This is a genomic window from Leuconostoc sp. UCMA20149 (assembly GCF_030400235.1).
GTDB lineage: Bacteria > Bacillota > Bacilli > Lactobacillales > Lactobacillaceae > Leuconostoc > Leuconostoc pseudomesenteroides.
This window is the reverse complement of the sequence record NZ_VJYC01000019.1, coordinates 1-19,613: the sequence shown is the minus strand read 5'-3', so window position 1 is coordinate 19,613 and position 19,613 is coordinate 1. Positions and strand designations below refer to the sequence as shown.

General features: G+C 34.7%; 20 protein-coding genes. 19 read left to right on the top strand and 1 reads right to left on the bottom strand.

Annotated features, from left to right (window positions below):
- Nucleotides 1-11 precede the first annotated feature (11 nt).
- From FF105_RS10395 to FF105_RS10310, 18 genes are all read left to right on the top strand, one after another.
- A complete protein-coding gene (locus tag FF105_RS10395; RefSeq protein ID WP_148422797.1) occupies nt 12-272 on the top strand; it encodes a hypothetical protein in 261 nt (86 codons plus the stop codon).
- Between the two features lie 70 nt (nt 273-342).
- Complete coding sequence (locus FF105_RS10390) at nt 343-615, top strand: hypothetical protein (protein WP_148422796.1); 273 nt, start codon at nt 343-345, stop codon at nt 613-615.
- A gap of 13 nt (nt 616-628) precedes the next feature.
- Nucleotides 629-1,036 carry a hypothetical protein gene (locus FF105_RS10385; protein ID WP_290046850.1) on the top strand — a complete coding sequence of 136 codons (408 nt, stop codon included), beginning with the start codon at nt 629-631 and terminating at the stop codon, nt 1,034-1,036.
- 48 nt (nt 1,037-1,084) lie between these two features.
- Nucleotides 1,085-2,617, top strand: coding sequence for a ClC family H(+)/Cl(-) exchange transporter (locus tag FF105_RS10380; RefSeq protein ID WP_200136517.1), 1,533 nt, complete (start codon nt 1,085-1,087; stop codon nt 2,615-2,617).
- A gap of 191 nt (nt 2,618-2,808) precedes the next feature.
- Complete coding sequence (locus tag FF105_RS10375; protein ID WP_268767144.1) at nt 2,809-3,987, top strand: IS30 family transposase; 1,179 nt, start codon at nt 2,809-2,811, stop codon at nt 3,985-3,987.
- A 1,165-nt stretch (nt 3,988-5,152) separates the two neighbouring features.
- Nucleotides 5,153-6,079, top strand: a complete 927-nt coding sequence (locus tag FF105_RS10370) for an EamA family transporter (RefSeq protein ID WP_200136123.1) — start codon at nt 5,153-5,155, stop codon at nt 6,077-6,079.
- Nucleotides 6,080-6,146: 67 nt separating this feature from the next.
- A complete protein-coding gene (locus FF105_RS10365; protein WP_211640674.1) occupies nt 6,147-6,932 on the top strand; it encodes a hypothetical protein in 786 nt (261 codons plus the stop codon).
- A 248-nt stretch (nt 6,933-7,180) separates the two neighbouring features.
- Nucleotides 7,181-7,981 (top strand): alpha/beta fold hydrolase, encoded by an 801-nt coding sequence (locus FF105_RS10360; RefSeq protein WP_200136125.1) that lies wholly within the window; start codon nt 7,181-7,183, stop codon nt 7,979-7,981.
- A 523-nt stretch (nt 7,982-8,504) separates the two neighbouring features.
- Nucleotides 8,505-9,569, top strand: coding sequence for a YdcF family protein (locus FF105_RS10355; RefSeq protein WP_200136126.1), 1,065 nt, complete (start codon nt 8,505-8,507; stop codon nt 9,567-9,569).
- A 20-nt stretch (nt 9,570-9,589) separates the two neighbouring features.
- A complete protein-coding gene (locus tag FF105_RS10350) occupies nt 9,590-9,988 on the top strand; it encodes a DUF1093 domain-containing protein (RefSeq protein WP_211640672.1) in 399 nt (132 codons plus the stop codon).
- 140 nt (nt 9,989-10,128) lie between these two features.
- Nucleotides 10,129-11,895, top strand: a complete 1,767-nt coding sequence (locus tag FF105_RS10345; protein WP_200136128.1) for a KxYKxGKxW signal peptide domain-containing protein — start codon at nt 10,129-10,131, stop codon at nt 11,893-11,895.
- An 89-nt stretch (nt 11,896-11,984) separates the two neighbouring features.
- Nucleotides 11,985-12,707: a serine-rich aggregation substance UasX gene (gene uasX / locus FF105_RS10340; RefSeq protein ID WP_200136129.1), complete on the top strand. Its 723-nt coding sequence runs from the start codon at nt 11,985-11,987 to the stop codon at nt 12,705-12,707.
- 447 nt (nt 12,708-13,154) lie between these two features.
- Entirely contained in the window at nt 13,155-13,910 is a 756-nt protein-coding gene (locus FF105_RS10335) for a hypothetical protein (protein WP_290046848.1), read from the top strand.
- An 11-nt stretch (nt 13,911-13,921) separates the two neighbouring features.
- Entirely contained in the window at nt 13,922-14,512 is a 591-nt protein-coding gene (locus FF105_RS10330; protein WP_290046847.1) for an ATP-binding cassette domain-containing protein, read from the top strand.
- Between the two features lie 69 nt (nt 14,513-14,581).
- Nucleotides 14,582-15,529, top strand: coding sequence for a conjugal transfer protein (locus FF105_RS10325; RefSeq protein WP_290046846.1), 948 nt, complete (start codon nt 14,582-14,584; stop codon nt 15,527-15,529).
- 15 nt (nt 15,530-15,544) lie between these two features.
- Nucleotides 15,545-15,772 carry a TcpD family membrane protein gene (locus tag FF105_RS10320; RefSeq protein WP_010385861.1) on the top strand — a complete coding sequence of 76 codons (228 nt, stop codon included), beginning with the start codon at nt 15,545-15,547 and terminating at the stop codon, nt 15,770-15,772.
- A 1-nt stretch (nt 15,773) separates the two neighbouring features.
- Nucleotides 15,774-16,142, top strand: a complete 369-nt coding sequence (locus tag FF105_RS10315; protein ID WP_290046845.1) for a hypothetical protein — start codon at nt 15,774-15,776, stop codon at nt 16,140-16,142.
- A 135-nt stretch (nt 16,143-16,277) separates the two neighbouring features.
- Nucleotides 16,278-16,886 (top strand): alanyl-tRNA synthetase, encoded by a 609-nt coding sequence (locus FF105_RS10310; protein WP_085699106.1) that lies wholly within the window; start codon nt 16,278-16,280, stop codon nt 16,884-16,886.
- 136 nt (nt 16,887-17,022) lie between these two features.
- Here the strand turns inward: FF105_RS10310 and FF105_RS10305 are convergent, their stop codons facing one another.
- Nucleotides 17,023-17,511 carry a MepB family protein gene (locus tag FF105_RS10305; protein WP_085699108.1) on the bottom strand — a complete coding sequence of 163 codons (489 nt, stop codon included), beginning with the start codon at nt 17,509-17,511 and terminating at the stop codon, nt 17,023-17,025.
- Between the two features lie 129 nt (nt 17,512-17,640).
- Here FF105_RS10305 and FF105_RS10300 point away from each other — a divergent pair.
- On the top strand, nt 17,641-19,613 hold a 1,973-nt coding region (locus FF105_RS10300; RefSeq protein ID WP_290046843.1), incomplete at its 3' end, for a CD3337/EF1877 family mobilome membrane protein.

The window sequence follows — 19,613 nt, the reverse complement described above, 5'->3', positions numbered from 1 at the left end:
TTGCATTCCCTATGAACCAAATTGATGCTGTCATTGGGGATATTAAAAAAATGTTTGCTAAGCAACCTAACACAATATATGAAGTGAGAGTTGTAGATCAAATTTACTCCAAAAAGGTCAATATATTCTTTGAATGGTATAAGATTGGCAAAGCTACAAGTTCACAACAAATAGCGCAATTTGATAGTACCTATACGGAACAAATTCCAGAAATCATCAAAAAAATTCGCAAAGAAACAGGTTTGACGGTTCGTACAAATATATATGATTAGTCACAAATGGGTTAGTGCTTGATAGGTACTAGCTTTTTTGTTTGCAATTAAAAGTGAAAGGATATAAAAAATGAAATTGAAACTAAAGAAATCTTGGGTCTATGTATCTGAAAGAATTTCTATTATTGGACTTGATGTACTGATGATTGTTTTGATGTCAGAATATTCTAGTCAATTGTCTGGTAGTTATGTGGGACATGGAATGAGGTTTTTGTTGATTAGTCTGATTATATCTTTAAATATGGTCGCAGTAGTTATTAGAGATGCCGAAAACTTTAATGACAAAATAAATGTTTTAAATTATCTATTAGTGGTGATAGTTATGTACAAATATGCTTTATGAAAGGAAAAGTAAGATGCCAACAAAAATATGGTTAAAGCCAGAACAATTAGAGCTTTATATTAAGCAGTTAGAACGATTTAGAGACTTATATAGTCAACTCGACCAAACACTAGAAAGCGATAGACAGGGCTTTCAATTCAAAGCTGGTGCGCCCAACTTCCAAACAACGTTGAGCATATCAATGCAATTACAAGCCAAAATCAGGCAAGCACAATCTCAAACTTACGGAGATGTGCTTTTTTTTAACAAAGAATTAGCATCTAGGGTGCAAGAATTGGTTTCAAAATCAATTGAGCTAACCTTTGCTTATCGTGATTTAGACTTGCTAATTAAGGGAACTGATCGTAATACCGAAAGCGGGTTGAATAAGATTGAAGAACAGTTGTATCAAGCAAAAAGGCAACTTGCCGAAAAACATTAATAGTTTTTATGCTTGGAATCAAACTCGTTTTTGTTGTACACTGATTTTATGTTTAAAAAAAGAATTAGACTCAATACATCAAAGCTGTCAGTAGTATTATATGGTGCACTTATAGGTTTTTTAACAGGAATAGTTGTTAGTGTTTTCCGATGGACAATTGAAAAATTGCTTCAATTTGTGCAAGCGTTGTATGTAGATATTTCACATGGCAATATAATGCTAATATTTTTTTTGATGATAGCCAATTTTATAGGCTTTTTAATTGTTGCATGGATGTTAAACAAAGAACCTAATATATCCGGTTCCGGCATCCCGCAGGTTGAAGGTCTATTATTAGGTGAACTAAAAATAAACTGGTGGTCGACATTGTGGCGAAAATTTATATCAGGAATTTTGGCTATTGGTAGTGGTTTGATGCTGGGGCGGGAAGGTCCCTCAATTCAACTGGGTGCATCAATTGGTCACGGTGTAGCATCATATAAACATCTTAGTCATAATCAATCGAAAGGGCTTATAGCCAGTGGTGCCGCTGCTGGTTTATCAGCTGCATTCAATGCACCTTTAGCCGGCGTTATGTTTGTATTGGAAGAAGTCTATCACAGTATTTCTCCCTTTGTCTGGGTTGGTGCATTGACAGGCGCAAGCGTTTCGGATTTTGTCTCTACGGTTTTGTTTGGCCAAACACCAGTTTTATCTGTTGGTCACTTAAGTGTTTTCCCGGTACAGTTATATGGCTTATTGTTGGTATTTGGTATTATATTAGGTTTATTTGGCTTTTTATATCAAAAAGTTTTACTATTCAGCTTAAATTGTTACAGTAAAATTAAGGTCCCTAAATATTTATACGGTATTGTGCCGTTTACTTTGGTGATACCAATTGGAATCTTATGGCCAAATCTTTTGGGTGGGGGCAATAATTTAATTTTGTCGCTGAAAGAAACACCTTTGACAATGAAAATGATCATCGTAATTTTGTTAGTTCGATTTGTTTTCTCAATGATTAGTTACGGTTCCGGTCTGCCAGGAGGCATCTTTTTACCTATTTTGACTTTAGGTGCACTAAGTGGCGCATTAATGGCTCATATATTTGTCTATTTACATCTCATGAGTGCAAATTATGCTTTAAACTTTATTGTGATCGGTATGGCCGGTTACTTCGCATGTATTGGTAAAGCACCATTTACTGCAATTATTCTTATTTTTGAGATGGTGGGGAGTGTGACCCACATTTTACCTTTAGCACTTGTAAGTTTAGTAGCCTACTTAGTAGTTGATCTATTAAATGGTGCGCCAATATATGAATCTTTGCTAGAACGTTTGTTAAAAAGAAAACCAGTGCATCTAACGATGTCCTCCATGACAACCACGGAAGTGCCAGTTCTTGCTGGTGGTATCTTAGAAGATCAACAAATAAGAGATTTGCAACTGGGTTCCAATAGTTTGATTACACTGGTCAAGAGATCTGAACATGTACTGATTCCAAAGGGCGATTTAGTATTACGAGCTGGTGATATTATTTATATTAGAGCGAGTCAAAATGACACACGACTGATAAGAAATCAAATAAGCGTCAAGAATTGAAAAACGACTCTGAAAAATTTTCCAGGGTCGTTTTTATTTAACTTCAAAAACAAAATCTTCATTATGCTTAATACTTTAATATATTGTGTTTTAAAAAATAAAATAATAAGCAACATTGTGAAATGTTAAACTTGTTATAAGGGGTAAATACCTAGACTAAAATAATCATAATTAAGGAGCAAATATGTTTTATGAGTGATGAAACAACACAAAAACGCAAACGTCAACCACGGTTGAATGAGAACCAACGTCACATGATTGAATATTTGTGGAATATTGAGAAAATGACACAAGCAGATATCGCAAGACGTTTAGGCTATACGCCGTCATCAATACTACGTGAATTACACCGTGGCAATACACTTGATTTCTCACATTTAGATAGACGAACACTGTTGAATATGGACATACACGCACGTATCAAGTATTCGGCACAGCGTGGACAATATATTGCTTTGAAAAAGCGCAGTAAAATGGGTACTGGTCTCAAACTGACACCAGAATTAAAAGAGATCATTGAAACTTGGGTTAATGTTGAACATTGGACGCCAGAGCAAATTGCTGGTAATGTGCAAGATGTTGATGTTTCTGCATCAGTAATCAGGTTATGGTCTAGGCAAGGCCTTATCAATATTCGGAAACAGAAATATCATCGTCAAAATGGTACACCCAAAGAACGTGCTGTGGCACAAACTAAACGTGATAAGGAACGTGAAATTGCACGACTACGTGAACAATTAAAAAATGACGGAGAATTAGTCCGCCATTCTATATTTGATCGTTCACAAGTTGTAGAAAGTCGTAAACAGTTTGGTCATTGGGAAATTGATTTAGTGTTGCCAGCTAAAATGAATAATCAGCGTTATCAAGATACCACAGCCATTATGACACTGACTGAACGCAAGACTCGGTTTACTGCACTGATACTGGTTCATAGTAAAAAATCTAGTGATATGATTGATGCCTTTAAGCTGTTTTATGAACGTTACGGTAAAGCGGTTCGCACAATCACAGCCGATAATGGTTCTGAATTTATATCATGGGACTTTTTGGAGTACGTCCAGAAACAACTAAAAATCAAGTTATATTATGCGACACCGTCATCACCACAACAACGTGGCTCCAATGAAAATCGAAATCGTAAGTTACGTGATTGGTATCCTAAAGGCACTTCTTTTAAAGACGTGAAGCAACGACAATTAGATGAAGTGGCTTCAAAAATGAATGCCATGCCACTTAGACAAGCTCTGAATGGAAAACGACCAATGGTAGTCTTTGCACAAGAATATAAAGCCATGCAACGTTACCGTAGAGCTTATGAAAAACGTAAACACCGAATGCTCGAAGAACGCCAAAATGATGAAAAATAAGGCATTAAAATTGGTAATAAAAATAATGAACTTTAGGCACTAGATGTGTCTTTTTTTATTGTGCTTAAAATAAAATGATTTGAAAACGGTTTTATTGACTGAAACATTTGATATAATAGTGAGTAATTAGATTGCTAAAAGCCTTTGTATAGACATTTCAAAAGCGTGGACGCTCCGTTTACTTTTAAACACAATCATGTTATTCTTGATGAAGTTGTGTCTTAATTAAAAAAGAATCATCGTTTATTTTACACAGAAGTTACCGGTAGATTACCATAACATTAAACATGTGGTGTTTAGGTTGACCGGAGTCTGTAGAATAATAAGCATAAGGTTTGATATAGGAGTTGAAATACTTCTGTAACATACCTTGTGCTTATATTTTTGTCAAAAAGGCTTATTTCATTAAGAAAACCTAAAAAATACAAAAAAGCACAAAAAAAGACCAGCCAATGGCTAGTCGATTATGTACTTTGAAAACTAGATATAAAAATTGATTACTATAAAATAATGTCCCCACGACCTTATTAAAAAAATCAAATTTGCTTAACTAATCTTCAATAAGATAATTGTAAAGTAATTTGTTAAATATAGCAATCATGGTTGGCTCTTAATTAGCTAACTCGGAGCCTCTAAAAGAGTGTAGAGAGAAACGTCTAGGACAGTTACTTCAATCAAAGTAATTTGTTACTCCGTTAGAAAAAATCTCAGTACCAATGCGATGTGAGCATACTGTGGCACGTATGTTACACCAAAGATTCTGAGTCGTGAAAACAACAAAAGTGTGAGAAACTAAACACGCACAGAGATTTAGTTAATTGTTTTGTTTAATAACACGTGCCTTAAGATTAAAAATCTAAATTCAATGATCACCTGTATACTTTACATTGAAGAACTAACTTGCTGTTAAAACTAGCTAGTCAAGCTTAGATTAAGCACATTAGGTATCGGTAAATCATTAGATATAGGTTTTTGAGCAAAGTTTGAGTTTCAATGAAGAGCTACTGCAGTAACATTGGAAAGAGAGAAGTTGCTGAAGCAGTCATAATGAAAGATAAAATTACTGATTTATTATAAATATACAATATTTTGGTAATGATTACGTTGATATGCTAATGGAATTACTGTAACATATCAGGTAATATCATAAATTTGGAGTATAAAGTTGAAAAATAGGTCAGTAGGTATTTGGTTAGCTATTATCGGTTCATTCTTTTGGGGAGCTGCGGGAACAGTAGCTCAGTTTCTGTTTCACAATTATAATTTATCTCCACAATGGTTAGTAGGAATTAGGTTATTAACATCAGGTTTTCTACTTTTGGCATTTGTTTTTTTTGTTAAAAAGGAGCCTATATTAAATATTTGGAAAAGTAAAAGTAGTATTGCGCTGTTGTTAGCCTTTTCATTTTTGGGCATGCTGCCGTCACAATTCACGTATTTTATGGCAATTAGGTTTGGAAATGCTGCAACAGCTACTATTTTACAATTCACTGGTCCACTTTTCATTATAATTTTTATTGCATTAAAGCAATTAAGACTTCCCCGTAGAATAGATTGTATTTCAATTATTATTGCCATGATTGGTACGATTCTGTTAGTTACAAAAGGGCACTTAAATACATTATCGTTAGCTCCTACGGCAGTTTTTTGGGGTTTATTGGCTGGACTTAGTCAAGCTTCATACACTTTAATTCCAAAAAAATTGTTGAGCAATTTTAGTGCTCTAGTTGTTGTAGGTTGGGCAATGCTTTTAGGTAGTATACCTTTTGTTCCAATAATCAGCACCCATCAATTGACGGTATTTAATTGGAAAATTGCTTTATCATTAGTATTTATAATTGTATTTGGAACAATTTTAGCTTATTTGTTTTATATTCTTAGTTTAAAATATATTGAACCTGCTATTACCGGTGTATTAAGTGCATTTGAACCACTAACAGCGACAGTTCTATCTGTAGCCTTACTTCATTTGCATCTTAGTTTCATTGAAATTATTGGGGCTTTCTTGATTATTTTAACTGCTTTTTTACAAGTGTGGCCTTCAAAAAATTCAAAAATACCAAAAAATATTAAAAGCAGTAAAAAGTATTAGTTATCGATTGTCTTCATGTATTGTGAAGACTTTTTTTATATAAAGAAGAAAGTAGAGAATTTACATTATGGTTAATAAGTTTGGTAGTTTATCACTACAAGGAAAAAGTATCGGAAAGCTCACATTTGCTGGGCGTAATTTAGTTGGTGCTAATGCTGATGTGGCAGTAGCGATGTTGAATGTGAATAACACATTGAATACTGAAAACGTCACACCACAGGCTGGCTTTGATTTTAGTATAGCTTTTGGTACACCGCTAAAATTGATCGATGCAAAAATTATTGCCGGTACTGCTCGCAGTAACCAAAGAAATGGCGCTCGTGTTGCAACTAAGACAGGTACTTTGTTGCCTATGTCTGATACAGCAACAGACACTTTACCAGAAGAAGATTATGATGCCGTATTCGTATCAGGTAAAGACAAAACAGTTCACGGACGTGTTCGTAGTGCTGATGCGTTTGATAGTCATGATTTAGTTTTGTTTAGGGTTACACCTAATTATAAAACTGACAATCGTGGCGAAGTTGCCCGTGATGATTACGATGAACCAATTATTTCAAATTATCAGTTCAACTTTATCCAACAAAGCAAATCAGGCGATGTTGGCAATGATGATAACATTGTCCGTATTTTGATTGACCCAGCAGAAAGTGAACGCTTGCAAGCTGGTTTGAAGCCGGGGGACAAGTTAGTACCACAAGGTTTGAAGTTTGCATTTGCTGGTAATGATGCCACTGATTGGACGGTGTATGCTGATACGTTAGTTGCACTTGATGAAAAGGCAACAGAAAAACCAACATCACATCAAAATAAGACAACTGCTAATCAAGCTAGCAAACTTAAAAGTGAGTAGTTTTATGAGCATTTAAAAATAGCATAAGTAACTACGCTATGTCTACATTAAAATATCTAAAAATTCATAGAGGGTTGTGGTTTCTAAAGAATGCGATTTTGGTTTTCTATATATGAACTATTTTTGACGTTCAAAAGTTAAGAATTCTTATACTAAATTCAGTTCCGTTTAAAGTGATTGCGGTTTAATCGGTTAACCCATAAACTATTTATTAATTATAATTTTATTGAAAAGCGGGTAAGAAATCAATGGAAACAAAAATATTTGAGAATATAGAATATCAAGTTATTGGGAACGGTATGCCAATAATATTTTTACATGGTTTATTTTTAGATAAGAGCTCAACTAAGATTTTTTTTGAAAAAGATAATCACCTTGCTGAATTCAAACGTATTTATTTAGACCTTCCAGGAATGGGTAACTCATTACCCACACCTGAAGCGACCACTGACGCTATTTTTAAAAAGCTTTTAAGTTTTATTGATTATGTAGTTGGAACACAAGAATTTATCATATACGGGCATTCATATGGTGGCTACTTGGCACAAGCAATTGCTTATCATTATCAGAATCAAGTTAACGGTTTATTCTTAACTTGTCCAGTGGCTATTGCTGATAAAGAATTACGCTTAGTAGAAAGACATAAAAGTGAATTTATTGGCGAAGTACACCATTCTGAAAATGAAACATTTTACGATGACTTTGAGTCTATGAATGTCTTAATTAGCCAATCACGATGGGCGGCGTACCAAGATCTTATTTTACCTGGTCTAAATAAGGCTGATGCCAATTTTTTAAAACGTCTTCAAGAGAATAGTTACACCATATCATTTGAAGAAAAATTACAAAATCTAGGACCAAATACAAAAATTCAATTAGTTTTGGGCAGACACGATCATGTAGCAGGGTATAAGCAACAGCTGAGTAAATTTATAAGTAATGAGAAATCAAATATAACGTTACTGGCATCTGCCGGACACAACGTTATGATAGATCAACCTAAATATGTGTATGACCTATTTGATAATTTTTTAAATACTTTTGAATAGTATTTAAAGATAAACTTTTGTCCTTTATTTTGTGAGAACTTGTTATTCTTCCATAAGTCAAAAGTTATCAACTAATTCAGGTCAGAAAATCTACAACAAAGCCGACAAAGCAAAAGGTTAATAGCTAAACAATATAGTAGAAAGGTTAAAGGCTGATTCAACAATCAGTCTTTTTTAGTTGTTAGAATGACACAGAAAATGATTTATTTTAGTTTTATGTTTGGGGTTTGGCTCGTTTATGTTGGGTCTATGCTCCCTATATTTTTACTCTTTATGAGTTTGGGTCAATCACTAGATGTCGCTATGATAATTGCTAGTGTTGTGACCTTTTTGTTTATTATCGTTCAACGAACCTTTACAGAGTTACATGTAATCAATCACACAATAACAGCTAATAAACAGACTCACTAAACTTTTGTGATAAAAAAATTTTAAGACATTTTGAGCAATAGTTTCTGCTTTTTTTGTAAAAACCTCTTTCATGCTACAATTGAAGTTAAGTAAGAGAGGGGATTCATTTATTATGGGCAATATTTTTGATAACTATTTTAGTTATTCTATATTTTTTATTGCCGCATCAGTTGTGATGTCGGCAATAACTTTTCTTCTAATCAAGAAAAACCGTTATAGACTTCTGTGTGGTATGGCAACCATTGCAACCATTTTTAGTTATTTTGTCTCACTTTCCATTATTGTGCTCCAGATCAATAACAAAGTGTTGACCTATATCTATTTAGCTGCGTTGGTATTAATTTTCATACCCATTTTTTTATTGACATTTTTAAGCGCATTCTTATTTATATGGAATGGCATCATAGTTTGGCGGCGTGAAAGTCATTCAATTGGAAACATGCTCACTTTAATTATTGGCGTTTTACTGCTGCTAATTCCAATTGTCTTTAGTTTGTTGAATCGATATATTCCAAACAACAAAATTATTGATTTTTTGGAGAATGTTTCATACGGCTTCCAAAATTATTTACTTTTCTGGGTTTTGACATTTCTTGCATCTTATCTGATTACAAAAGTAGTTCGTCCAAAGTTTAATAAAGAATATGCTATTATTTTAGGGTCCGGATTGATTAACGGTGATACGGTTTCACCATTGCTCGGCTCAAGAATTATGGTTGCTGCCAACTTTAAAAATCAACAATTCAAGAAAAATAAAATGCCTATGAAATTAATTATGTCAGGTGGCCAAGGGAGAGATGAATTGTTGGCCGAAGCTGAAGCTATGAGAGAATATGCAATTCATCATGGGGTGCCAGAATCTGATATTCTAGTAGAAAATCAGTCAAAGAATACTTATCAAAATATGATTTTTTCTAAACAAGTGGTTGAAGAAAATGGATTTGATTTACAAAAAGGGATTTTTGCAACAAATGATTACCATGTTTTTAGAGCAGCGGGTTTTGCACATTTAGTTGGCTTGAATATCGATGGTATAGGCTCTAAAACAAGTAAATATTTTTTGCCTAATGCATTAATTCGTGAATATATAGCAATTCTTTCTAATCACAAAAAATTTCACATAGCTTTTATGCTAGTCATTGTGATTATTAATATATTGCCCATATTTATCTCTTAGAATACAGGAGTAAAAATAAAATGAAAAAAGTAAGTTTAATCATTGCAAGTTTATTGACATTAAGTTTAGTGATTGGTCTAGCAATTCAGGTCAGAAATTATTATGACAACACCTATGCAGCGTCCAAGGCATATACTAGGGTGCCCCTAAAAGTTCCTAATCGTGAAGAAACAAAAGATGACACGGGAAAGGTGATTAAAGGATCATACAGTTATCAGTATCATTTTGAATTTGTGACCGCTGATGGTAATAAAAAAAGGGTTGCTTTTGAACTATCAGGAGAAAATGTTACACCATTTAAACCAGGCGAATTTTTGGAAGCGGAAGTATCGAACACTAGAGTTGTATATGGTCCAACTGCCATTAAACAAAATAAAATACCAAAATCAGTGTTAAAAAAGATTTCAGTAATTGAATAGAATATACAGACATTACTCTGTTAAAATGAGAAGTTTCCATTCGGAGGCTTTTTTTTGAAACTAAACGATTGTGTTAGAAATATTTTATAAGGAAGGGAAACAAAGGCTACCTAATATGTAGTCTTTTTATTTAGAAAATTATGGAAAATGTAAAAAAATATAAGTTGTACAAGTCAGGTAAGCTCTGGGTTGCCGAGGCTGTTGCAGTAGTTGGTGTTGCTGTGACTGCTAATACCACAACTGTAAGTGCTAATACAGTTTCAAACGCTGATGCACAAGCAGTGACAACGACTAATACCACGAAAAATGACAAGCAAGTGCAATTGACTGCTTCATCAACTGATCAGACTAAAACTGATGATACGGCTAAGGCTGATACAGTTTCATCAACTGCTGAAAAAAGCACTGTGCCAACAACTGCTGGTTCAAATGTGACACAAGACCAGGCAAAAGATAGTGTTGATAAGGCACAAGATACTGTTAAGAATGACGCAGATACAGCTTCAAAGGCTGGCGTTAATGTGACGACTGGTAAGACAACTGATGTCACAATCAATGATGACAACGCTTCATCAAAAACAGATGAAGTGCTATCTGACTTGAATAAGCAAGACCAAGCGGTTAAAGACGCTACGGCAAAGCAACAAGCTAATGATCAAGCTTATGACAAGGCAACAACGGATCAAAAAGACGATACGACAAAGGGACAGGCTGATATTGACAAGTCAACTGCTGATTTAGATAAAGAAGTTGATCATGCTAAGCAGGCAGGTATTGATGTCAGTGTTGAAGTGTCAAAGACTGCCCCAGAATACAAGTCATTGAAAGGGCTAGAGGGTCAAGATTTGTTAGACGCAATGGCTTATAACATTGATTTGTACAATAAGGCGATTGCGGACGGTGTCGCAACACAAAATCAAGACGCACAAACTTTGGCTAAGTTGACGGCTGAATATCAAAAGCAAGTCGCTGATTATCAAGCCAAAAAGGCAGCCGTTGATAAGGCAAATGCTGATAAAAAAGCAGCCTATGATAAGGCAGTGGCAGAGTTTGAAAAGGCTGTTAATACCGAAATTAGTATGAGTGCTAAGACACAAACTGACGCTTCAAGCGGTCAATACAAAACCTTTATGACTTCTACTGTTAATCAAAAGACTGGTGAATTTACGCTAGAACACGACATGAATGACGGAGTTCATGTGATTGGTCATGGTGTTTTGAAAGGTAAGGTCAATTGGAAAGTTGTTGCCAATGGTGATGGTTCAGAAACAATCACAGTTTCATCAATTGAGTTGTATTCATACACTTATACGAACTATTATCAAAATTCGGCTGTTAACCAAAACATTAACTTCCATGTTTATGATTTGAATGGTAAGGAATTGTTCTCTGTTTATCATAACGGAAATACAACCTTTACCAAGAACATCAACACAACGACAGCGGTTAACAAGACGTTCACATTAGCACCTAATGCGACAAGTTCAGCTATTCAATTTTTGACAGTTGATGATAACTGGATTTGGAACACACATGGTCAAGTGGAATGGCAAATTAAGAACACCAATGTGACACCAACTTCGCCAACGTATGAACAAGAGCCAACGGCACCAGTTGCGCCAAAGGCAATTGTTCACAAGATTACTGTTGCCGATATGCCAACGGCTGATAAGCCAGTTCAACAAAAGGTATCAGTTCATTTCTTTAATATTAAGAAGACACCAAAAGTTGAAAAGACGGTAACATCGGTAACTCCAACCACACCAAAAGCAGTTGAGACGGCAAGTATTTTGCCAACGACACATGCTAATGAAAATCAAGGTGGCGCATGGTTAAGTGCATTGGCTGGTTTAGCTAGTCTTAGTTTGGCTTTTGGCATCTCTAAAAAAGGTAAAAAGCAAAACTAATCTTAAGAATTGATCTAGTGACGTTATCACATCATATAACCAAATGGGGTGTGAAGCCCAATCAATAAAATTGTTAGGAGACAATAAACATGTTGCAAAAACAACTTTTAATCGCAGGGTCTATGTTAGGGGCTTTAGCATTAGGTCATCAAGCAGTTAGTGCCGATACTGTGCCCACAACAACTGATACTAGTAGAGCGCAATCAGTACAGTCAGTGCAAGTTCCATTACCTACTGTTAAAGCAGTCGTACTAAGTGCCACTGATGTCACAACGAGTGATGCCAGTTCAACAGTAGATGACGGAACAACAGTTCACAATGGTGGTGTGCCAAATGATGACGGCACGAATACCGATAATGGCGGTGGCTCTTCATCAAATGATGATGGCACGAATACTGATAATGGTGGTAGTTCTTCATCGAGTGATAGTGATAGTGGTTCAAGTTCATCAAACGATAATAATAATAATGGCGGTTCTAATACATCAAATAATGGGAACACGTCTCATGTTGTAACTGTGACACCTGATAACAGTGGTAACGCTGTCAACGTGCCTACACAAGTCGCTAGTGATGCTGATGTCTCAAATGCTGTGAAAGGCTATAATCAAGCACTTACGGATAATGGTAAAGATGCTTCAAATGAAAAAGTAGTGCAAGCTAAAAAGAATTTGGATAATGCTGTTGCCAAAGCCTTACCCAAAACACATGCCACAGAAAAGTCATCAGTGGGTGGCAGTGGTATCTTGGCATTGACAATGTCTGGTTTAATTGCTTTAGGTGGTTTGATTTATAAACGTAAGCATCTATAAGACAACAAAAAAAGCCACTGTTGCCAGTGACTTCAATGGTTAGGTTGAATATTGATAACTTTAATTTTGCTTACTTTTATGTAATGCGCCTAACCAAGAGTTAGTATAGCACATGATGACATTGAATTTAAATAAGCCACTGTTACCAGTGACTTGGTTAGGTAGAGTGAATGTTTTTAATTTAGAAAACACATAGTTATTTTATGTAAATTAAAATCTCTACCTGACAATTTATTAGTATAGCACAACAAAGGAAGGGGGTGAAACATTCATGGTCTCCCAAAACTCAAAGTGCATTTTGAGTCACAAAGAAACAAAAAAATGCCGATCAATTTAGTTAAAAAATTTCATTATTAAACATAAAAATAGATTCATTCCAGACTAAACTACCTAAATATTTCCAGATAGTATATAATAACTATGTTATGACATATTGAGGAGAACATGATGAGAGATATAATGGCTTTATGTAAAGTCTATATGATTAATATAATGAGTAATAAGTTTGCTTTTGTGTATAATTTGTTACTTCCGATTATTTACTTTATTTATAAGAATGTAAATCTCTCTTCTGCCACAAATCATTTTAATACTAACACAGCTGAAGCAGTTGGAAATTTTTGGGCTTACATCATATTTGTGACTATACTCAACAATGTTGTTGTGTCCTTAATTGTTCAACGAGAACAAGGGTTTTATAAACAAATGTTGTTTGTGGTAGGGTCTAAAATAAAAGTTGTTACTGCAATATTTCTCGTTCAATTAGCCATAATTTGTTTAGAGATTAGTGTATTTAATGTTGTGGTGATGATAATCATACATCAAGTCAGTTTTAAGTTGCTTTTGGCAGGAGTAGCTGTTGCACTGTTATCAGCCTTACCAGTGACGCTAGTAGGTAGTATTTTATTGATATTCAGAATTAAGATTGAGTCCGTTAACATACTTCTTGGCATAATATTATTTGGATTATTTTTTATCATTTCAGTGCCAACATCTTATTCATTTACTGGTCTGTTTAATCTGTTTAATCCGTTGAGTTTTGTGACTGAAATGTCAATACAAATACAAAACATGATGTTTAATATTGGGGTAGTTAGTGCTGGAATTTGGCTTCAACTGGTCATTGTCAGTGTTTGCTATGCAATCATCGGCATTTATTCTATCTCCAAATTCTCTGTAAATGCGATTGCAGATAGAGTGTAAGGAGCAAAGCCATGGAAATTAAAAATTATTCTGTAACGTTTGGTAATCGTCAGCTTTCGACTAATTTAAATGTGTCGTTTTCAGAAAGTAAAATGAATATTGTTATGGGTGCTAATGGAGCTGGGAAAAGTACGTTATTAGACTTTGTAGCTGGAGTAGAACCCAAAGGAGCTGTTGGTGAAAAAGTAGGAATTCCTTCATACAAAAAAATCGCCTATCAATTACAACAAGTTCATTTTTTTCCGACTTTGACTGTTGCACAGACCGTTGAATTTTATAGCAAACTGACCAACAAGCCAAAAACAAAAATGTATGAAAATGCGCAAACGGTGAGGAAAAATTTATTGGATCCGATTTGGGACACTAAAATGGGACAATTATCTGGTGGTGAGCGACAAATTGTTTTAACCTACGGTCAGTGTTTATTAGATAAAGAGGTTTACATTTTTGATGAACCAACAAGTGGCGTAGATGAAACCAATGCGCCTGTTATCTTGAGTATGATTAATGATCTCGTCATCAATGAACATAAAATTGTCATTATGACTTCTCACCATTCTGATCAATTAAAACAATTTGATCTTAATTTGATAACGTTGTAATTTTTTGAAACATGGAAACATGTTTTTTTTATTGAAAAAATTAATTGAATTTATGAAAGGGGGTGTGAAATGCGTGGTCTCCCAAAACTCAAAGTAAATTTTGAGTATGAAAAGAAACAAAAAGATAAAGCAGTAAAAATTCCTAAAGCACATGTTTATAATTTGAGCAAAGTACGTAAAATTGTTGTCGGTCTATTGATTATCTTAGTGCTTTATTTTGCCTATGTTTTAGTTTTAGCCAATGGTGTAGCGATTAAAAACCGTGAATTAAGGCATAACATTACTAATCTTACGACCAGACTTGATAAAGCTAGTGCTGGGACAACCAGTTATAACCCAATCGTGGGGCAATACTTGGCAAATTTTGTGACGGCTTACTATACATTTGATAAAAGTAAGCCTGATGCTTGGTTAGATAAGGTTACGCCTTATTTTGCTAAGAATGTCACTTTATCATCATCGACCAATACCGAAGATATGAAGCTGATACGAGCTAAATTGAACGGTATTTTTACTGTGGATAGTATCAAAACGGCACAATATAATCTCACAATTGATAATGACGGTAAGCAGAACGCTATGACCGTTAATGTGCCTTATACACAAGATAATGATAAATTGACTGTGATTGGTTTACCTTATGTGGCTAATGAGATTGATAGTGTTGGTCAAGTGGGTAAAGCTAGATTTGATAAGACTGGTAAAACAATCAATGATGAAGCGGTCACGGCAAAAGTGCAAAAATTTACCAAACAATTCGTGCAAAAATATGTTTCTAGTTCAACTAAAGAAATGTCATTGTTCATGAATAACCCTGTGGGCTTGGATAATGCAGTAGATTGGGTTAGTCTTGATGATAGCGATATTAAGGTAACTGGCTCATCAGATAAGCCAATTGTCACGACTAAAATTACAGTTAAAGTACATGGTTCAGATATTACACAGGTTCAGACAATTTATTTAGAATTAAAAAAACAAAATTCTACATACTTTGTCACGAAGTTTTTACAAGCTTAGAAAGGGGGTATCAGATTGGACTTTTATAATTCAATTAAACCTTTATTGTTAGTTGGTACGGTTGTTATTGCTGGTGGACGTGCGTTGATGCACTATGGCAAAAATGAATCTAAAGATATGTGGATGTCAATTTTTATTGGTGCATTAGTGTATTTCTTCGTCAATGGACCGCAAAATAGTTTACAGGCGTTTAGTGGTATTTTGAATGCTTTGCTAAATTGGGTTAAGGGTATTGGTGGTTAAGATGTTTAATTATCGACGAGTTTATATCAATTCAGCGAAGTTTAGTAAGATTGGTAAGGGTATGCGTTTACCGATTATGGTTGACACAAGGTTTCTATACTTGTTTTCAATCAGGTTAATCATCACAGCATTCATTAGTTATGTCTTAGGTTGGTTTCACATGCAGTATATTAGTTTAGGGTTTGGGTTCATCATAGTCAGTGAAGTAGCTGTTTACTACTTAGACCGAATGCTAAAAAAAGATAACTTACCATTTGAAACAACGATCAGATATTTAGTGACTTATGTTTGGCAGTTTTGGTTTCGGAAAAATCAATTGTATCAGGGAAAGCGTGTTAATAGTAATTCAAAGCAGTACATGATACTGTAAGTAAAAAATTTTAAAGAGCATGTGCAAACATGCTTTTATTAAGGCATTGTCAATCAAACGATAGGACAAGTTGGGGCAGCACCAGCAGATGCGTAAAATAGTTGAAAAAGACAATGAGAAAGGTGGTGTGTTAAAATGGACATAACAAATCGAGATGTGAGAGAAATAACAATGCCAAAAAAGCCAAATAAAGAAAAGTTACTTGACGAAGTAAAAGATGAAAAGCCTGTTAAGTCAAAAATATTAACTTTGCCAATTCTCATTATTGGTTTTTTAGTTATTCTTTTTGGGGCATACATGGTATATGCGATGACACATAAGCATATTACAAGTAAAACAGAAACATCGACCGTTGTTAAAACATCAAGTAGTTCAGAAAAATCATCATCAAGTACCAAAAAATATGTTGCCGGTAAAGATTACAAAATTAATTATAGTAACACCAACTTGATTGATAGGGCTACTTTAGATAAGGCTTTGAAAAAAAGTACCGGTGCAGACATATCTTACATGATGGATACGTCTGAAGATGGTGGCAACATGGCAAAGGTCGAAGTCTACTACAACAAAGATAAAAACTTGTTGGTTGAAAATTTGTTTAAAAACGGACATTCTGATAGTGAAGCGACAACTGCTGTTGTATATGATTTAAAAAATAATCAAATTGTCAATAGTGGCGTGAATTATGACACAAATTACCAACCGTCATGGTTAGTCTATACATGGGAAAAAATAACTAAATAAGTTTAAGACAAACATTTACAAAACTTGTAAATGTTTTTTGTTCAACCTAAGAATCGAAATTATTAGATCAATCCACAAATAACAAAACGTTTTCAAAAAAAATATGTCACTCGGACAATACAGTTGAGAATAAGTTTTATCTTTGATTCAAAAGTAAACTAATTTTTTGACTATCTACTCTTTGAGATAAATCGACAAAGTAAGGAGCTTGCCAGGATTGTGTTTTGACAGCTGTATTATTTAGATTATTTTCCCAACTCGGATATACCCTAAACGCCATTTTTCCCTTAATATTGCCACTATTTAGAATTTTGTGTTTTATTAAAATAGATTTTGGAAAGATGAATAGGCCAGCTTTCGCTTGATCTATAATGCTAGTCATCAATAAATCCGGACTGTTTTCGTCATCAAAAGGTTTATTTTGATTATATTCATTTTTTTCCCATGCCACCACAAAATATCCACTTTTTGTTGGTGTTTTTTTTGCTAAGCGACTGCGTATGCTATGGTCGCCCAATGACAGAATCAGTCCCTCATAATCACTGTTTTGTTTTTCTTCATGAACTTCAGATATTAAAAGATTGTTCTGGTTTGCTATTATTTCTAACACTTCTAAAGATTTCATCGGGACTCCATACATCGAATTTTATTTCATTTATTCTATCACACAATCTATCACTCATGTATCAAATTAAACAAGCGAGAAACTTACGTTTATGTAAGTGCTTTTAACGTACAGAAGAAAGGAAAATTAATGAAAAAATCAATTTTATTACTGATCGTAATTGGATCAATGTTTAGTTCACTTGTTGTTAGTAGCTTTATGATTGCGCCACAACATGTTTATGCTTTAACGTTCGATTCCAAAGAAATAAAAGAAGCCAAACGTGAGTCGGATAAGGAGGCACTGGCAAAGGATAAAGCAGACGGAAAGGCAGTTGATGAGGGGACAACACAACCTACACATACCGAAAAAGCAATTAAAGACAAACTAAGATATAACGACATTGATTGGATAAACAAAAATATTTCAAAAAACTTCACAGTTTATTATCAATCTGGTTCATTAACAGATTTGGGCTTAAGTTCAGCGCATCTTCTAGCGAGTTTGTTTATGTCACTTAATTTATATATCATCTATCCGTTGTTTGATACGGCTTTATCGAAGATGTTTGATTTAACCAATATCACGCAAGGGGTCAATGATATTTTCTCAAACGTCCAACAGTTTACCAAACAAACATGGGCTGGCGAAGTTTTTAAGCAACTACTGTATACTGCTTTTGGTTTAGGTCTTGTCTGGGTGTTTATTCAAAGTGTTAAAAGTGGCGCTGGTCTGAAAGCTATTTTATCAGTTCTGTTAGTTGCTATTATTGGTAGTGCTTGGATAAGTGCTGGTGGTACAGTCTTGACGAAAGTTAATCAATTCACGTCCACTGCTCAAACTGCGATGTTTACTGAAACGTCTAATATTAACGGACGATTTACTAATAGTGGCGATAAATTTGAGAGTGCAATCAGAAAAGCTTACTTTGAAAAAGCAGTTATTCGTCCCTATACATTGGTGAACTTTGGAACAACCAATTTAGATGCCAGCGAAAAAGACGGCTCGTACCGTTTAATTGGTGGTAAAGCTGATAGTGATGTGATTGATGCCCTAGCGAAATCAAATGATTATCTTTCAAAAGATGGTGGGGAAGAATGGTATCAAGCATCTGTCGGTCTTATGGCACCAATTATGTCACTAGCTTATGGAATACCATTGCTGATGATTGGTGTATTTAATTTGATACTTCAGTTAGGGGCTATTTTACTTTACTATTTGTCTCCATTTACAGTTTTACTTTCTCTTCTACCACGCTTTTCAAACAGTGCTTTAAAGACAGGTTTAAGTGCGTTAGGTTTGCTATTTGCAAAAATCGGACTGCTGTTTGGCATCATGTTTGTTTCATGGGTTGGTACAGTCACAGATACGATTGTACCAGTTACAAATAGTGCCAGTGCGCTACTCAATTCAATTGTCTATATTGTCCTAATGGTTTTGCTTTGGAAAAATAAATCATTCCTAGTGCAAACAGTTACTGGCTCATTAATGGCAAATCAGGCTTTGAATAAAATTCAACTCACACAGGCAGGACAACGTGCAATGTTAGCTGGTAGTGAAATGGTCAACTCAACTAAGCATGGGCTAGAAAATGTCAAAGGTTTTAGTGGTCGTCATGCTAAAGACAAATCGGAAGACAAGTCAAATGATGAGCATGAAAGTTCGGACAATAGACGTGGCAATGCACCTGATGAGCAAGAAATGCGTGAATTAGAAGAACAACGCAGACAAGAACGTGCAGAACGTTTGGCTGACGAAGCAGAACGTCAACGTCAAAGAGATGCTAATGAAGAAAATATTGATCCTGATAACTTTGATGAAGATTACACTGATAGGCGTGGTTATGGTAATGATGATGAATTGCCAACTTATACACGTACACCTTATCTCATTAAAAATCACGACAATAACGCTAGTTATGATAACGGTTCTCATGAGCCTGATAGGTCATTTAACCGTGGTCGAGCATTAGATGACGAAAGCAGTGAAAAACTGACTGAAAAGAGACGTGAAGCACGTTCACAAGTTTTGAAGTCTAGTGCTAAACCAGCTACACCAAAATCAGTATCAGAAAATGACGATAAATTGCAACATCGCAATTTTGATGAAGCGGTTCATCATCA

What these genes read in the sequence shown, in the direction of transcription:
- FF105_RS10395 (WP_148422797.1), top strand. Translation starts at nt 12, where the DNA reads ATGAACCAAATTGATGCTGTCATTGGGGATATTAAAAAAATGTTTGCT.
- FF105_RS10390 (WP_148422796.1), top strand. Translation starts at nt 343, where the DNA reads ATGAAATTGAAACTAAAGAAATCTTGGGTCTATGTATCTGAAAGAATT.
- FF105_RS10385 (WP_290046850.1), top strand. Translation starts at nt 629, where the DNA reads ATGCCAACAAAAATATGGTTAAAGCCAGAACAATTAGAGCTTTATATT.
- FF105_RS10380 (WP_200136517.1), top strand. Translation starts at nt 1,085, where the DNA reads ATGTTTAAAAAAAGAATTAGACTCAATACATCAAAGCTGTCAGTAGTA.
- FF105_RS10375 (WP_268767144.1), top strand. Translation starts at nt 2,809, where the DNA reads ATGAGTGATGAAACAACACAAAAACGCAAACGTCAACCACGGTTGAAT.
- FF105_RS10365 (WP_211640674.1), top strand. Translation starts at nt 6,147, where the DNA reads ATGGTTAATAAGTTTGGTAGTTTATCACTACAAGGAAAAAGTATCGGA.
- FF105_RS10360 (WP_200136125.1), top strand. Translation starts at nt 7,181, where the DNA reads ATGGAAACAAAAATATTTGAGAATATAGAATATCAAGTTATTGGGAAC.
- FF105_RS10355 (WP_200136126.1), top strand. Translation starts at nt 8,505, where the DNA reads ATGGGCAATATTTTTGATAACTATTTTAGTTATTCTATATTTTTTATT.
- FF105_RS10350 (WP_211640672.1), top strand. Translation starts at nt 9,590, where the DNA reads ATGAAAAAAGTAAGTTTAATCATTGCAAGTTTATTGACATTAAGTTTA.
- FF105_RS10345 (WP_200136128.1), top strand. Translation starts at nt 10,129, where the DNA reads ATGGAAAATGTAAAAAAATATAAGTTGTACAAGTCAGGTAAGCTCTGG.
- uasX (WP_200136129.1), top strand. Translation starts at nt 11,985, where the DNA reads ATGTTGCAAAAACAACTTTTAATCGCAGGGTCTATGTTAGGGGCTTTA.
- FF105_RS10335 (WP_290046848.1), top strand. Translation starts at nt 13,155, where the DNA reads ATGAGAGATATAATGGCTTTATGTAAAGTCTATATGATTAATATAATG.
- FF105_RS10330 (WP_290046847.1), top strand. Translation starts at nt 13,922, where the DNA reads ATGGAAATTAAAAATTATTCTGTAACGTTTGGTAATCGTCAGCTTTCG.
- FF105_RS10325 (WP_290046846.1), top strand. Translation starts at nt 14,582, where the DNA reads ATGCGTGGTCTCCCAAAACTCAAAGTAAATTTTGAGTATGAAAAGAAA.
- FF105_RS10315 (WP_290046845.1), top strand. Translation starts at nt 15,774, where the DNA reads ATGTTTAATTATCGACGAGTTTATATCAATTCAGCGAAGTTTAGTAAG.
- FF105_RS10310 (WP_085699106.1), top strand. Translation starts at nt 16,278, where the DNA reads ATGGACATAACAAATCGAGATGTGAGAGAAATAACAATGCCAAAAAAG.
- FF105_RS10305 (WP_085699108.1), bottom strand. Translation starts at nt 17,511, where the DNA reads ATGAAATCTTTAGAAGTGTTAGAAATAATAGCAAACCAGAACAATCTT.